Raw genomic sequence first — 15,026 nt, forward strand, 5'->3', positions numbered from 1 at the left:
CGGTATGAATCCCGATGTCCAGGCCCTGCTCGCCCGCCAGTCCCCCGCAGTAGCGGAAACGGCCTGGCGGGCGGTCGGTCTGATCCTGGACCTCTACCCCGACGCGGTGGTCACCGTGGACGGCGGCGACATCGGATTCGGCTCGTCCACCGGCTACAAGGGCCTGGTCTTCGTCCTCTCCCCGCACACGTCCTGGGTCACCCTGGGCGTGGCCCGCGGCGCGACCCTGCCGGACCCGGAAGGCCTCCTCCAGGGCAAGGGCAAGGTCCACCGCCATGTGAAGCTCCACTCGGCGGCGGACATCGACCGGCCGGCTCTGCGCGCGGTGATGAACGAGGCGGTCGAGCGGCGGCAGTAGGCCCGGCCGAGGGCTACGTCTTGCTCAGGCTGTACAGGTCCCAGCTGTCGGGGTCGCCGATGTACTGATAGAGGGTGGTCCGCTCCTGCGTGCCGCCCACGTTCCAGGGCGACCACTGGCATGCGGGAAGGTCCACGCTGACCTCCTGCAACCAGGCATCATCCCCGGGCTCGTACGTCCAAGTGCCCTCGCCTGTGCACGCTTTCGCCACGGTGTCGAAGTTCTCGTCAAGCTCGTGATCCTTCACACCGGACGCGATGACGCTGCCGTCCGCGGTGAAGGTCAGCGTCGCGCCGTCTCCGTCGGACCAGGTGCCGACCAGTGCCGCCGGGGACATCAGCGGCGGACGGTACGCCTCGATGATGTTCGTCTGGAGGGCCACTGCCCCCAGAACGCCGACGCCGATGACGGCGGTCATCCCCCACCCCACCACCGGGCCGACCAACCTCCGCCGCCGCAACCGGCCGAGCAGGGCCGGAACGCTGAGCCCGACGGTGGCCGCAGACCACAAGCCGACGGCCGCGACCCAGTCCACCGCGCCGGCCCCGGCAGCCGCTGCCGACAGGGTCGCGAGGACAGTCGCCACGACGACCGGCACCCACCACGCCTCGTGCCTGCCGAACTTCCGGGCCAGCACACTGCTCAGCCGGACCACGGGAAGCACGAAGGCCGCCGAGACCGCGACCGCCAGGCAGGCGCCGCCCGCGGCCAGGACCGGCAGAGCCAGCACCCCCAAGGCGTAGTTGCCGCCCGCGTTGGGCGACTCCTGCGTCTGCCCGTACACCACACTCCCCACCAGAGCGAGTGCCGCCTCCAGGCACAGCACCACCGTCGACACCCAGATGATCCGGCCGGAAGCGCGCTCGTCCCCCATGGCAAACCCCCTTGTGACACGCCGCATCGACCGCGGCTCACACATCGGCCGACCGCCGCATCCGCCATACTGCCAGAGGTTTTGAACGCGTTCAAACACGGGTCGCCTCGGGTTCGACGAGGGCCTTGATTGCCGTACGGAGTGCCCTGCGGCGGCCCGGCGGTACGGTGCACGCATGAGCGCACGGGAACGGACGTACCGGTACGTGGGGCCTGCGGACCTGCTCGCTCTCGTGCGCCCCGAGCGCATGGGCGCCGCGATGCGCTCATCGGCCGAACTGACGGCCTGGGTCGAGGACTTGCCGCCCACCGAGCTGACGGAGCCGTTCACCTTCGTCGTCACCACCGACGGGCTGCTCCGCCTGGCCGCACGCCGTAGCGAGCATGTGGTGTGCGCCGGCGGCCAGCTCGTGCTCGCGGCAGGCGAGATGACCTTCGTTGCCGAACCGTCGAGCGGCCGCTGGTCGGTTGTCGAGGTGACCAACCAGTCCACCGGATACTGTCCGGACCCCGCTTCCTGGACCGCCGTGGCCGCCGCCTTGGACCGCGCCGGTATCGAGCACCCTGGCGGCTGGACCCATGAGGTGGCTTTCCGGCGCTGCGAGGCCTGCCAGGAGCGCTCCATCGTGCGCGAGGACGACTACGTCTGCGTGTTCTGCGGCGCGCAGCTCCCGCGGCGGTGGAATGTGGATCCGGACGCCGCGGGTCAACTGCCGTAGGAATTACGGAGGTTCCGGTAGCCGCACGGTCCTCGACCTCTCGACCTCAGGCCGCCTGATAACTCGCGCCGTCCTTCGTGCGGCGCAGCAGACCGCCCTCCACGCAATAGCGGCGCAGCATCGCACTGTCGTCGTGCACCGTCGTGAAGCGCTGGTTCACCTCGGGCTCGGTGTACGGGTGGTTCTCCTCGAAGAGCGTGCGGACGAGGTACGCGAGGAGCTCATGGCGTACGGCGGGACGCATCGGCATCGAACGCAGCCGCCCCTCCGCGAAGAACGGGCGCAACTCCTTGGGGACGCCCTGCTCCTCACCTTGCGTCTCGGCCGCGAGCGCCTCCTGGAAGACGGCCGCGTCCGCCTTGAAGGACCCGTCGGGCAGCGGCTCCACCAGGCCGGCCTTGATGAGGCGCGCCAGATGCTTCTGCCCCGCCTTGCCGGCGGACGCCTCGGCGGCGTCACCGAAGCGGACGATGCTCGCGTACAGCTTCAGGCGTTCGGGATCGGCGAGGGCGGCGAGCAGATGCCGGCTCATGAGGGGACCTTCCTGGGGGCGAGGGACGCCACGGACTGGGCCGCAGCAGTGTCACCCCCAGGACGGTCACCGCGCATCCGATTAACGGGCCGCGCGGTCAGCGCCTCACGGCGTGATCACGGCCACGTACGCGTCCGTGTTGCCGAACTGCGCGGGGCAGTCAAGCGGCGGAGCGGGCTTGCTCAACGGATCGGCCGCGTACGGGTCCTTGCCGAGCCTGGTGGCGATCCGGTCCCGCATGTCACCGCGCACCACACTCGTGCCTTCGACCTCGTGCTGATACGCGTCCACGGCCGGGCAGCCCGCGCCGCGCCGCGCGTCCGTGGTGATGAACCAGGCCTTCTTCGCCGTGGACGCCATGGTGTTGTAGTCGCCCATGAACTGCCGCGCCAGGTTGTTCTGCGCACTGACCGCCGGATCGCTGGACGCGCCGGAGACCTTGACCGGACTGCTCCAGCCGCCGCCGTCCGGCCGGGCCACGTACCAGGCGTCGATGGCCGCGTTGCCGGTCCCGTACGTCGTCGGGTCCTTGGCCTTCTGGGCCTGATAGCCCACGTCCACACGGCCGTTGGGCGCGACGGCGAGCCCTTGGTAGAAGGCATAGCCCTCGGCGCCGCCGGACACCGTCTCGGGGGCGGACCAGGTGGCGCCGCGGTCCGTGGAGCGCACGACCACCACCCGGCCGCCGTCCGGGGTCCTGTTCACCCAGGCCGCCCATACGGAGGTCGACCCGGGACGCGGGTCGGCGGCGATCGAAAGGAAGCTGTTCGTACGGAAGTTGGAGCCCGGGATCGGGTCGTGGATATCGACCACGGAGCCGGCGGAGACCGGTCGGGCCCAGCGCGAGCCGCCGTCCCGCGACACGGACACCAGCTGCTGGGAGCCCTCCTCCCAGCCGACGTACACCGTGCCGTCGGGCCCGACGGTCGGCATGGAGCCCTGACGGCCGTTGCCCGTGCCGTTGTTGCCGGCCGGGGAGAGCTGCTTGGGAAGGGAGTAGCTCCTGCCGCCGTTGCGCGACACGGACACCATGACGGGCTCGGACTGTCCTGCGGCGCGGAACTCGGTCCAGGTCAGATAGACCTGCCCGAAGTACGGGCTCGTAGGCGAGGCGTCGACCGTCACCCATTCCTTGTCGTTGAAGTCGTTCGGATTCTCCTTGACGGTCGCGATGACCGGAGCGCTCCAGGTCAGACCGTTGTCGTCGGAGTAGGCCACGGCGAGCAGCTCGGGCGCCTTGTTCGGCGGATAGGGGCTGCGGCCCGGCTTGTACGAGGCGAGGCTGGAGTAGTACGCGCGGGCGCCCTTGGCGTAGCTGAACGAGCCGTCCGCCTGCGGCTTCGGACCGTACGAGATCACCGGGTCGCCGTCGGAGACGAAGTCCGAGGCCTTCCAGGACGGCTGGTCGTCGAGCAGACCGCGGTTGGTCCAGCTCTTGCCGCCGTCGCTGGAGGTGTAGACACCGGAGGTACCCACTCCGGGGAAGAACGAACAGTCGCTGGGGTCGACGCCGGGTCCGCGGACCGGACCCGGCCCGCAAGCGGGCTGGCGCTGCTCGTCGTTGGCGCCGCTGATCAGGAGCCTGTCGTCGAGCGGATTCACCGCGACGGAGGTCTCGTTCTGCTTGTTGGTGGGGAAGACCGCGGTGGTGTCACTCGCCGGATCCCCCGCCACCTGGGGGCTGTTGGCCTGTACGTCGATGGCGGACGCGGCCGCCGCCGGAGTGGCCAGCGGTATGACCAGGAGCCCTGCGGCCGCGGAAAGCACTAACCGGCTTGCCCATCTTCGTGACATGGCTCTCCTCATGGGATGAGACACCGGCGTGGTGGCCGGTGCCTGTCACGTGGGGGGTGCGGGCCGACGTTAGTGAGGCGAAGGGGGTTCGTCCATAGGGCGTTCGGGCCCCTCAGGGCCGGGCCGTCATGACGCGCCGCAGTCACGCAGCCACGCACGTCAGGGCCGGGCCGTCATGACGCGCCGCAGTCACGCAGCCACGCACGTCAGGGCCGGACAGACGTGCGCGCCCGGTGACCACCGGGCGCGCACACCGAAGGGATCAACGTCCGCGCAGCTCACGGTACTTGGCGACCAGGGCCTTGGACGAGGCGTCGAGGCCGGACACGTCCGCGCCCTCGGTCAGAGCGGGCTCGACCCGCTTGGCGAGCACCTTGCCGAGCTCGACGCCCCACTGGTCGAAGGAGTCGATGTTCCAGATCGCGCCCTGCACGAACACCTTGTGCTCGTAGAGCGCGATCAGCTGGCCGAGCACGGACGGCGTGAGCTCCGACGCGAGGATCGTCGTCGTGGGGTGGTTGCCCTTGAAGGTCTTGTGCGTGACCAGCTCCTCGGGCACACCCTCGCCGCGCACCTCGTCGGGCGTCTTGCCGAAGGCGAGCGCCTGGGTCTGGGCGAAGAAGTTGGCCATCAGGAGGTCGTGCTGGGCGACCAGGCCCGGCAGCAGATCGTCCACCGGCTTGGCGAAGCCGATGAAGTCGGCCGGGATGACCTTCGTACCCTGGTGGATCAGCTGGTAGTACGCATGCTGCCCGTTGGTGCCGGGCGTGCCCCAGACCACCGGTCCCGTCTGCCAGTCGACGGGGTTGCCGTCGCGGTCCACGGACTTGCCGTTGGACTCCATGTCCAGCTGCTGCAGGTACGCGGTGAACTTGGAGAGGTAGTGCGAGTACGGCAGCACGGCGTGCGACTGCGCGTCGAAGAACGCCCCGTACCAGACGCCCAGCAGGCCGAGCAGGAGCGGCGCGTTGGCCTCGGCGGGCGCGGTGCGGAAGTGCTCGTCGACGAGGCGGAAGCCTTCGAGCATCTCGCGGAAGTTGTCCGGGCCGATGGCGATCATCAGCGAGAGGCCGATGGCCGAGTCGTACGAGTAGCGGCCGCCGACCCAGTCCCAGAACTCGAACATGTTGGCCGTGTCGATCCCGAACTCGGAGACCTTCTCGGCGTTCGTCGACAGGGCCACGAAGTGCTTGGCCACGGCTTCCTGGCCGGCCTGCAGTTCGGTGAGCAGCCAGTTGCGCGCCGAGGTGGCGTTGGTGATCGTCTCGATGGTGGTGAAGGTCTTCGAGGCGATGATGAACAGCGTCTCGGCCGGGTCCAAGTCCCGTACGGCCTCGTGCAGATCGGCCCCGTCCACGTTGGACACGAAGCGGACGGTGAGGTCGCGCTGGGTGAAGGAGCGCAGCACCTCGTACGCCATCGCGGGGCCGAGGTCCGAGCCGCCGATGCCGATGTTGACGATGTTCTTGATGGGCTTGCCGGTGTGGCCGGTCCACTCGCCGGAACGGACCTTCTCGGAGAACGCGCTCATCTTGTCGAGCACCGCGTGCACCTCGGGCACGACGTTCTGCCCGTCGACCTCGATCACGGCCTCGCGCGGGGCGCGCAGCGCCGTGTGCAGGACGGCACGGTCCTCGGTCGTGTTGATCTTGTCGCCGCGGAACATGGCGTCGCGCAGCCCGAACACGTCGGTGGCGGCGGCCAGCTCGCGCAGCAGCCCCAGCGTCTCGTCGCTGACGAGGTGCTTGGAGTAGTCCAGGTGCAGATCGCCGACCTGCAGGGTGTAGCCCGTGCCGCGCCCGGGGTCGTTCGCGAAGAGATCGCGCAGATGCGTCTCGCCCAGCTGCTCCCGGTGCTTGGCCAGCGCGGCCCACTCGGGCATCTGGTTCAGCCGCGTACGGTCACTTGCGTTCATCTCGGACTTCCAGCCTTCTTGTCGTCCTGAGCACTCGGCTTGAGTGCTGCGCCCCTGCCCCACCAACCTAATTGATCAGATGTCGCCCCGAGGCCCGTCGACCCGGCGCACCGGCACCAGTACCGCCACCGCCGCGACGAAGACCCCGGCCGCGAGGAGCACCGGAGCGTTGAGCCCCCAGGCCGTGGCCACCGCACCGCCGAGCAGGGCGCCCAGCGGAGCTCCGGCCACCGCGAGGGTGCGGTAGGCGGCACTGATCCTGCCCAGCATCTCTCGCGGGCTGCGCTCCTGCATCAGGGTGCGCTGGCTGACGTTCCACACGATGCTCATCACGCCGAACAGCGCCAGGCTCACCAGCGCCGCCCACAGGGCTTTGACCAGGCCCATCGCGAGCAGACAGAGCAGCTGGACGACCCCGGCGACGAACACGCTCCGTAGCCGCCCGAGCTTTCCCGCGAGCCGCCCCGCCACGAAGCCACCGGCCACGCTGCCCGCCGAGAAGGCGGTCAGCGCCGCGGCATAACCGACGTCGCCCGCGTCCAGCCACCACTTCACGTGCAGGACGAGCGTGGCGATCAGGGCGCCCATGCCGATGTTGCTGAGCGTGGTCGCCCAGCAGAGCGCCCGCAGCGGCCGGTCCCGCCACAGCACCCGCACACCCTCGGCGATGTCCCCGCGCAAGGTCGCGCCCGGCGGCCGGGGCGCCCGCTCGGGAGCCGGTATCCGCAGCGAGGCGATCAGGCAGGCGCCGACGACATAGGTGGCCGCGTCCACCCCGTACGGCAGCGCGATCCCGCCCGCGAGCAGCACCGGGACCAGCGGGGCGGCCACGAAGCCGCCGGCGATCTGCTGTCCGGTCATCAGCCGCGCATTGGCGCTGCCCAGGGCGCTCTCGGGCACGAGGGACGGCAGCAGAGCCGTGGCGGCGTTGTCGAAGAGCGTCTGGAGGGTGGTGAGCAGGAAGGCGAGGGCTATGAGCAGCGCGATCGAGGCATGCCCGAGGGCCACGGCCAGCGCGAAGGCGGCCATGAGGACCCCTCGTACGACATCGACGGCCCACATCGCGCGCCGCTGGTCCACGCGGTCCGCCACGGCGCCGCCGAGCAGGCCGAAGAGCAGCCACGGCAGATAGCCGCACGCGCTCACCAGGGTGATGAGCAGCGGATCGTCGGTGAGCGAGGCGGCGAGCAGCGGCAGCGCGGCCGTGCGCAGCGAGTCGCCGAACTTGGACAGGACCGCGGCCGCCCACAGCCGTCCGAACCCGCCACGCCACGTGGGCACTTGCACGCCCACGGCCTCGACTGCAGTCACAACTCCCCCTCCGGTTCCCGTGATCGAAACCGTAAAGGGTGCCACTGACAATCGGCCGGGCGACGAACACGACAGGGGCCGCCGGAGGCCGCCAAAAGCGTCCGAGAGGTACGAAACAGGTCCGACCGGACACCCCGAATGGGTTCCGATCGGACCTCAAGTACTAAATCTCGCCCCGCAGTTTCGCGAGCGCCTCGGCGAGGATCGCCTCGCCGTCGGCATCGCTGCGCCGCTCACGCACATACGCGAGGTGTGTCTTGTACGGCTCGGTGCGCGGCGGGTCCGGCGGATTGTCCCGGTCCTGACCTGCCGGGAATCCGCAGCGCGGGCAGTCCCAGGTATCGGGGACCTGCGCGTCGCTGGCGAAACTGGGCTTCGTCTCATGCCCGTTGGAGCACCAGAAGGAGATGCGCAGGCGCGGCGCTGACTCGCCTCGCTCGGCCTCGCCCATCGGCCCCGCCCCGACCCGACTTCCACGGATCGCGTTGCCACTTGCCACGGTCGTAACTCCCTGCGTAACGGTGCTGCACAGCGTTGCCCACCGGCGGCTGCGCCGCGGGTGCCCCAGTCTACGTAAGGCCCAACGCGCGTCCAGTGATTGGAGTTACACCCCCACCCCGAGACGTACGCCCCATATTAAGCACAGCGTAAGTGCCCGCGTGGACAGGGGAACGAAGTCCGTTCGCAACAAAGCGGGCAGCAAAACGGGCAGCCGCCCCGAAAACGAGGCGGCTGCCCGGAAAGCACTGGTGCGCTCAAGCGGCACTCGGGCCGCATGCAGGCGCGGGAAGGCTCAGCTGTCCAGCTTCATCAGCAGGCCGAGCACCACAATGCAGGCGAACCACAGCAGACCGACCACGATGGTGATCCGGTCGAGGTTGCGCTCTGCGACGGAGGAGCCGCCGACGGAGGACTGCATACCGCCACCGAACATGTCGGAGAGGCCGCCGCCCTTCCCCTTGTGCATCAGGACAAGGAGCATCAGCAGCAGGCTGAAGACGATCAGGGCGATCGAGAAGCCCATAACCACGGCTGGACCAACTTCCTCGGAATCGGACAACGTGTGCGTCGCAAGATACGCGACGACGGGGGCCGGCCCTCCAAAGAGGGAGCCGACCCCCGTCAGGGTACCGGACCCTACTGGTCGCGGAACCGGACGAACCTCACTGGTCCCGGAATCGAACGATCTTGACGAACTCGTCGGCGTCCAGAGCCGCACCGCCCACCAGGGCGCCGTCCACGTCGGGCTGCGCCATGATCGCGGCGACGTTGCCGGACTTCACGGAGCCGCCGTACTGGATGCGGACCTTGTCGGCCAGCTCCTGCGAGTACAGCTCGGCCAGGCGCCCGCGGATCGCACCGCAGACCTCCTGGGCGTCCTCGGGGGTGGCGACCTCGCCGGTGCCGATGGCCCAGACCGGCTCGTACGCGATGACGATGGACTCGGCCTGCTCGGCCGGGATGTCCTTGAGCGCGCCGTCGACCTGGTTCAGCGTGTACGGGACCTGCTGGCCGGCCTTGCGGATGTCCAGGCCCTCACCGACGCACAGGATCGGCGTGATGCCGTGCTTGTAGGCGGCCTTGACCTTGGCGTTGCAGATCTCGTCGGTCTCGTTGTGGTACTGGCGGCGCTCCGAGTGGCCGATGGCCACGTAGGTGCACTTCAGCTTCGAGAGCATCGGGCCCGAGATCTCACCGGTGTACGCGCCGGAGTCGTGCGCCGAGATGTCCTGGGCGCCGTACTTGATCTTGAGCTTGTCGCCGTCGACCAGCGTCTGCACACCACGGAGGTCCGTGAAGGGCGGCAGGACGGCGACCTCGACGGCCTCGTAGTCCTTGTCGGCCAGCGCGAAGGCGAGCTTCTGGGTGTGGGCGATGGCCTCGAGGTGGTTGAGGTTCATCTTCCAGTTGCCTGCCATCAGGGGCATGCGCGTCATGATCTTCACTTCTCCAGTGCTACGAGGCCGGGGAGGGACTTGCCCTCGAGGTACTCAAGCGAGGCGCCGCCGCCGGTCGAGATGTGACCGACCTTGTCCTCGCTGAAGCCGAGGATGCGGAACGCGGCGGCCGAGTCTCCGCCGCCGACCACGGAGAACGCGGCGGAGTCCACGAGGCCCTTGGCGACGGCACGGGTGCCGTTCGCGAAGTCCTTGTGCTCGAAGACGCCCATCGGGCCGTTCCAGAACACGGTGGCGGCGTCCTGCAGCTTGGCAGCGTACAGTTCCTCGGTCTTCGGGCCGATGTCCAGGCCCTCCTTGTCCGCCGGGATGGCGGTGGCGGCCACGGTGTCGGGGTGCACGTCGACCTGGTTCTTCAGGTCGGGGAAGTCCGCGGAGACCCGTACGTCGACGGGGAGCACGAACTCGACGCCCTTGGCCTCGGCCCGCTTCAGGTACTCCTGGACGGCCGGGATCTGGTCTTCCTGAAGGATCGACTTGCCGACCTCGTTGCCCTGGGCCGCGAGGAAGGTGTACGCCATACCGCCGCCGATGAGGATCCGGTCGGCCTTCTCGATGAGGTTGTCGATGACGGCCAGCTTGTCGGAGACCTTGGCGCCGCCGAGCACCACCACGTAGGGGCGCTTGACGTCGTCGGTGAGCTTCTTGAGTACGCCGACCTCGGTGGCGATCAGGTAGCCGGCGGCGTGCGGAAGGCGGGCCGGCAGGTCGAACACGGAGGCGTGCTTGCGGTGCACGGCGCCGAAGCCGTCGCCGACGTACACGTCCGCGAGGGCCGCGAGCTGGTCCGCGAAGGCGCCGCGCTCGGCGTCGTCCTTGGAGGTCTCACCGGCATTGAAGCGCAGGTTCTCGATGACGGCGACCTGGCCGTCGGCGAGGCCGGCGACGGTCGACGACGCGGACTCGCCGACCGTGTCGGTCGCGAACGCCACGTCGGCGCCGAGGATTTCACCCAGGCGCGCGGCGGCGGGCGCGAGCGAGAAGGCCGGGTCCGGGGCGCCCTTGGGGCGGCCCAGATGCGAGGCGACGACCACGCGGGCACCGGCGCCGGCGAGCGCCTTGACGGTGGGCGCGACGGCACGGATACGGCCGTCGTCGGTGATGGTGGTGCCGTCCAGCGGCACGTTGAGGTCGGCGCGGACGAAGACCCGCTTGCCGGTGACCCCTTCGGCGAGAAGCTCGTCGATCGTCTTCATGACTCAAGGACTCCTAGGAAGAAACAACGAGGAAAAGCTACAAGCGAACGGGGCCCGGACGACGCCTCAACTGCGCGCCGTCCGAGCCCCATTGCTCACATCGAGATGCCTGACCTAAGCGTCAGCTCAGAGCTGGCCGCCGACGAACTCCGTCAGGTCGACGAGGCGGTTGGAGTAGCCCCACTCGTTGTCGTACCAGCCGAGGATCTTCACCGTCTTGCCGTCCTGGACCATGGTCATCTGCGAGTCGAAGGTGCAGGAGGCCGGGTCGCTGACGATGTCCGAGGACACGATCGGGTCCTCGGTGTAGTACAGACGGCCCTTGAGCGGACCGTCCTCGGAGGCCTTCTTGAACGCGGAGTTGACCTCGTCCTTGGTGACCTCGCGCTGCAGCTCGACGACCAGGTCCGTGGCGGAACCGGTCGGGACCGGCACGCGCATGGCGATGCCGTCGAGCTTGCCCTTGAGCTGCGGAAGGACCAGGGCGGTGGCCTTGGCGGCACCCGTCGTGGTCGGGATGATGTTCTCCGCGGCGGCACGGGCGCGGCGCAGGTCCTTGTGCGGGAAGTCGAGGATGCGCTGGTCGTTGGTGTACGCGTGGACCGTCGTCATCAGGCCCTTGACGATGCCGAAGTTCTCGTCGAGAACCTTGGCCATCGGCGCCACACAGTTGGTGGTGCAGGACGCGTTGGAGATGACGTGGTGGTTGGCCGCGTCGTACTGGTCCTGGTTGACGCCCATCACGATGGTGATGTCCTCGTCCGAGGCCGGAGCCGAGATCAGGACCTTCTTGGCGCCGCCGGCGATGTGCTTCTCGGCGTCGGCCTTCTTGGTGAAGATGCCGGTCGACTCGATGACGATGTCGACACCGAGCTCACCCCACGGGATGTCGGCCGGGTTGCGCTCGGACAGCACCTTGATGGTGTGACCGTCGACGGTGATGGTGTCCGCGGTGTGCGACACCTCGCCCTGGAAGCGGCCGAGGATGGTGTCGTACTTGAGCAGGTGTGCAGTGGTGGCGGTGTCACCCAGGTCGTTGACGGCAACGACCTCGATGTCAGCACCCTGGGCCTTCAGAGCCCGGAAGTAGTTGCGGCCGATACGACCAAAGCCATTGATGCCTACGCGGATCGTCACGAACCGATCTCCTCGTTGGTACGCCGGACTGTCCGCCGGCGAGCTGTATGGGATGTCCCCGACCGCCTTCGACCCTACCTCTCCGGAGCCCTTCGGGTGACATCGAGCAGGTCCGTACGAGTACGGACGGCCCGCACCGGTTCGCCGGATACGGGCCATGGGGACCTTGGTCCCGGCTACGGTGCGTAGCCGGGACCAAGGCCCGAAGGCGGGTTTCAACAAACTGTCAACGCCGCAGTGCGGCAAGGGCCTTGCCCAGGAGCTGACTGCGTGTCGCCTGACCTGGGACGTGTTCCAGGCCGAAGCCCATGAGCACGCTGTCACCTGTGGTGACCGCCGCATAGGGCTTGTACAGCTCGCCGGTCCTGGACCAATCGCCGGTGATGTTGGGACTTCCGGCCGGTGCCGCTGACACGGCCCATACACCGAGCGAGGACTCGAAGCCCTCAGTCTCCGTGACGGTGCCGCCGACGGCCACCTGGGCGTTGTCGACGAAGACGCCGCGCAGCCCGAAGGACGGGTCGGTGACGTTGCTGACCGAGACCTCGACCTTCTTGCCCGCGTACGCGCTGAGGTCGAACGCCACCGGCTTCCAGCCGTCCGAGGCGCCGGTGAAGCTGTTCCACGCGCCGCTCGTGCCGCCGGCCGTGCAGGTGGTGCCGCTGCGGGTCAGATAGCGCGCCAGGAACGGGTGCCCGCGCAGGAAGAATCCGGCCCCGCACTCCTCGGGCACGGTCTGCGAGGTGTTCCCGTTCTTGTCGGGCAGCGTGGTCCAGTCGTCGCCGCCCGCGGTACGGGCTTCGAGCAGGGCGTGGTCGTAACCCGGCTCCACGTTCCAGTTCATGACGAGGCGCAGCTCGGGCGCCTGCGCCGCGGTGACCCCGGTCAGATCGATGGTCCGGGTGAGCCGCTGCCAGTCGTTGTCCGCGTGCGTCGAGGAGGCCATGCCGGTTCCCTCGTACGGCGCGTACGGGTTGGCGACTCCGGGATACGCGCCGGCTTGCGCGCTCCGGAACAGCGGGAACCGGTCCGCGGGCAGGGTGTCCGAGGTGACCGTGTACCGGCCCGCGCTGTCGAGCGGGTTGCCCTCGGCTCCCGCGAGCGGGGTGTCGACGCCTTCCAGGGCGCCGGCGCCGTCGAAGGTGGTGACTGCGGGCGTCGAGAGGCGCTCGTACGCCCCGAGGTAGTACTGCCCGAAGTCGTTGGAGTTCGCCCGCCCGATGCGTACGTTCCCGCCCGCGCGTTCACCGGCGACGATCACCTTGCCGCCCTCGTTGAGGTACGCGCGGAGTGCGAGCGTGGTGGGTCCGCCCGGCGCGGGGTCGCCGGTGTAGTGCACGACCGTGCCGAAGTGCGCGAGGACGGCCAGCGGGTGCGGGGCGCCCTGCGTGGCCACGTCCCAGACCACCGCGCTGCGGCCGTTGGCCTTGAGCGCGTCCACGTACTTCTGCGCGTGCTTCTGCGCGGCGCCCTCCTCGGCCACGACGAGGGTGGAGGCACGAGGTCGTTCGGCGACGGTGTACGTGAAGTGCTCGCTGGAAACGCGGTCGCCCCTGGCGGTGCGGCCGGTGTACCAGACCTCGACGGTGTCGCCCGGCCCCGCGTCCTCGATCTCTGCGCGGTACGCGTCGAAGTGGAGGTTGTCGTCCCCGCCGAAGCGCTCGCCGCCGCGCCACGCCTCGAGGTCCTCGTCGTGCGTACGGCCGCCGTTGATGCGGTAGTTGAGCTCCTTGTCGCGCACGGACTTGCGGGCGGTCACGGTGACTTCCTGGTCCGCTCCCCGCGCGTACGAGGTGGTGAACTTGTCGACCGTGAAGTCGGGGGCCTCGATGCCGACCGGCGAGGACGGCTGGTCGGGGTGGATCGCGCTCTCGGCGACGGCGAGCGCGAACGGGATGTTCTTGGCGAACTCGTCCTGGATCAGCTTTTCGTCGTCCGGGAAGGTGAAGACGGACGCGCAGTCCTCGGCGTTCCAGGGGTCGTCCGGGGACAGGTTGGAGATGGTCTGGCAGGTGGACATCTCCGGCGTGAACATTGCGATGCCGTTGACGTTGCCCGCGTGACCGTCGGCCTCGCCGTTGGTGGTGTAGAGCTCGGAGGAGAGCTGCGGGCGGTAGCCGGGCACCGCGGAGTTCTCCGGCGTACCGGCAAGTGCCTTGTAGAGCACGTCGTCCGGGGTCGGCGTGGCGACCTGCCAGCCGACGCCGTACAGGATCAGCTCGGCGGCGGAGTGGTAGTTGATGCCGTACTCGAAGCCGATCCGCTTCTGGAAGCGGTCGAGCGCCACCGTCTCGGGCTCGGAGTTCGGACCGCTGCCCCGGTAGGTCTCGCTGGACAGGTCGGGCGACGAACCCTCGTTGTCGTAGCCCCACTTGTAGGCGAAGTTGCGGTTGAGGTCAACGCCGTCGGCCGCGGTGTGCGTGCCGTCCTTGTCGTTGTCCCGCATGTTCTTGCGCCACTGGCGGTCGCCGTCGGCGGCGTGCGTGTAGTCGTAGCCGTCCGGGTTCGCGGAGAGGACGAACCACAGCTCGGTACTGTCGACGATCTTGGTGATCCTCGGGTCCTTGCCGTAGTTGTCCAGGTAGTGGTGCATCAGGCGGCGGGTCATCTCGGGGGTGATCCACTCGCGCGCGTGCTGGTTGGACAGGTAGAGCGTGGAGGGCTTGGCGCCGTCGCGGTACTTGTCGGCCCCCTTGCTGACCTTGATCGCGAGGATGTCCTGGCCCTTGACGGTCTTTCCGATCGAGACGACCTTCGTCAGGCTGTCGTACGCCTGGCCGGTCTTGACGATCTCCTCCTTGAGCCCACCCGCACCGCCGTACGGACGGAAGACGCCGTCTCCGGCGGCGGCGAGCTTCTTCAGGGCCTGCGCGGAGACCTTGTGCTCCGTCATCTCGATGCCCTGCTCGCGCAGTTGACCGGCCTGCTGGTCGGTCAGATACAACTCGACGCTCGCGGTGCCCTTCTGCGGTGCCTGCTCGGCCAGTTCATGTCCGTCCTGGCCGGCCTGGAGGAGCAACGGCACCTGCTCCTTGGTGACTTCGGCGCGGAACACCTTGACGGCGTCCGCCGCGGCGGGGTCGTCGGTGGCCGGCCCCTTCGCCTGGGCAAGTGGTGCGGCGAGCAATCCGCCCGTCAGGAGTGCGGCAGCGGCGAGCACCGCGCTTGCTCTTCGTCTCATGAGCCCCCCTTGCAGTTGTCCGGCACATTCGTGCACAGACCGCCAGGCTCAT

Annotated in this window: 13 protein-coding genes; 2 read left to right on the plus strand and 11 right to left on the minus strand. The window is 68.9% G+C overall.

The features are described from left to right. The first annotated feature begins 4 nt into the window (after window positions 1-4). The gene (locus H9Y04_RS05225; RefSeq protein WP_187812472.1) at window positions 5-358 is read left to right on the plus strand and encodes a DUF1801 domain-containing protein; all 354 of its coding nucleotides are present in this window, start codon (window positions 5-7) and stop codon (window positions 356-358) included. 13 nt (window positions 359-371) lie between these two features. On the opposite strand, the gene H9Y04_RS05230 is transcribed toward H9Y04_RS05225, so the two are convergent. Next, on the minus strand, window positions 372-1,232 hold the full coding sequence (locus tag H9Y04_RS05230) for a hypothetical protein (protein ID WP_187812473.1): 861 nt from the start codon (window positions 1,230-1,232) through the stop codon (window positions 372-374). Between the two features lie 175 nt (window positions 1,233-1,407). Between H9Y04_RS05230 and H9Y04_RS05235 the strand changes: the two genes are divergently transcribed. Continuing rightward, on the plus strand, window positions 1,408-1,950 hold the full coding sequence (locus H9Y04_RS05235) for a hypothetical protein (protein ID WP_187812474.1): 543 nt from the start codon (window positions 1,408-1,410) through the stop codon (window positions 1,948-1,950). 46 nt (window positions 1,951-1,996) lie between these two features. Here the strand turns inward: H9Y04_RS05235 and H9Y04_RS46545 are convergent, their stop codons facing one another. The 10 genes from H9Y04_RS46545 to H9Y04_RS05285 form a co-directional block, all read right to left on the minus strand. After that, on the minus strand, window positions 1,997-2,482 hold the full coding sequence (locus H9Y04_RS46545; RefSeq protein WP_236070599.1) for a DUF2087 domain-containing protein: 486 nt from the start codon (window positions 2,480-2,482) through the stop codon (window positions 1,997-1,999). A 105-nt stretch (window positions 2,483-2,587) separates the two neighbouring features. Continuing rightward, window positions 2,588-4,276 carry a sialidase family protein gene (locus tag H9Y04_RS05245; RefSeq protein ID WP_187812475.1) on the minus strand — a complete coding sequence of 563 codons (1,689 nt, stop codon included), beginning with the start codon at window positions 4,274-4,276 and terminating at the stop codon, window positions 2,588-2,590. A 262-nt stretch (window positions 4,277-4,538) separates the two neighbouring features. Next, a complete protein-coding gene (gene pgi, locus H9Y04_RS05250) occupies window positions 4,539-6,191 on the minus strand; it encodes a glucose-6-phosphate isomerase (RefSeq protein WP_187812476.1) in 1,653 nt (550 codons plus the stop codon). Between the two features lie 75 nt (window positions 6,192-6,266). Next, window positions 6,267-7,502: an MFS transporter gene (locus H9Y04_RS05255; RefSeq protein WP_187812477.1), complete on the minus strand. Its 1,236-nt coding sequence runs from the start codon at window positions 7,500-7,502 to the stop codon at window positions 6,267-6,269. 163 nt (window positions 7,503-7,665) lie between these two features. Continuing rightward, the gene (locus H9Y04_RS05260) at window positions 7,666-8,001 is read right to left on the minus strand and encodes an RNA polymerase-binding protein RbpA (protein ID WP_187812478.1); all 336 of its coding nucleotides are present in this window, start codon (window positions 7,999-8,001) and stop codon (window positions 7,666-7,668) included. Between the two features lie 294 nt (window positions 8,002-8,295). Further along, a complete protein-coding gene (secG, locus tag H9Y04_RS05265; RefSeq protein WP_147990402.1) occupies window positions 8,296-8,526 on the minus strand; it encodes a preprotein translocase subunit SecG in 231 nt (76 codons plus the stop codon). A 139-nt stretch (window positions 8,527-8,665) separates the two neighbouring features. Then, window positions 8,666-9,442 carry a triose-phosphate isomerase gene (gene tpiA, locus H9Y04_RS05270; protein ID WP_187813044.1) on the minus strand — a complete coding sequence of 259 codons (777 nt, stop codon included), beginning with the start codon at window positions 9,440-9,442 and terminating at the stop codon, window positions 8,666-8,668. 2 nt (window positions 9,443-9,444) lie between these two features. Further along, entirely contained in the window at window positions 9,445-10,656 is a 1,212-nt protein-coding gene (locus H9Y04_RS05275) for a phosphoglycerate kinase (RefSeq protein WP_187812479.1), read from the minus strand. Between the two features lie 126 nt (window positions 10,657-10,782). Continuing rightward, complete coding sequence (gene gap, locus H9Y04_RS05280) at window positions 10,783-11,793, minus strand: type I glyceraldehyde-3-phosphate dehydrogenase (RefSeq protein WP_187812480.1); 1,011 nt, start codon at window positions 11,791-11,793, stop codon at window positions 10,783-10,785. 226 nt (window positions 11,794-12,019) lie between these two features. Further along, the gene (locus H9Y04_RS05285) at window positions 12,020-14,974 is read right to left on the minus strand and encodes a M14 family metallopeptidase (protein WP_187812481.1); all 2,955 of its coding nucleotides are present in this window, start codon (window positions 14,972-14,974) and stop codon (window positions 12,020-12,022) included. Between the last annotated feature and the right edge of the window lie 52 nt (window positions 14,975-15,026).

Source organism: Streptomyces polyasparticus (genome assembly GCF_014493765.1).
GTDB lineage: Bacteria > Actinomycetota > Actinomycetes > Streptomycetales > Streptomycetaceae > Streptomyces > Streptomyces polyasparticus.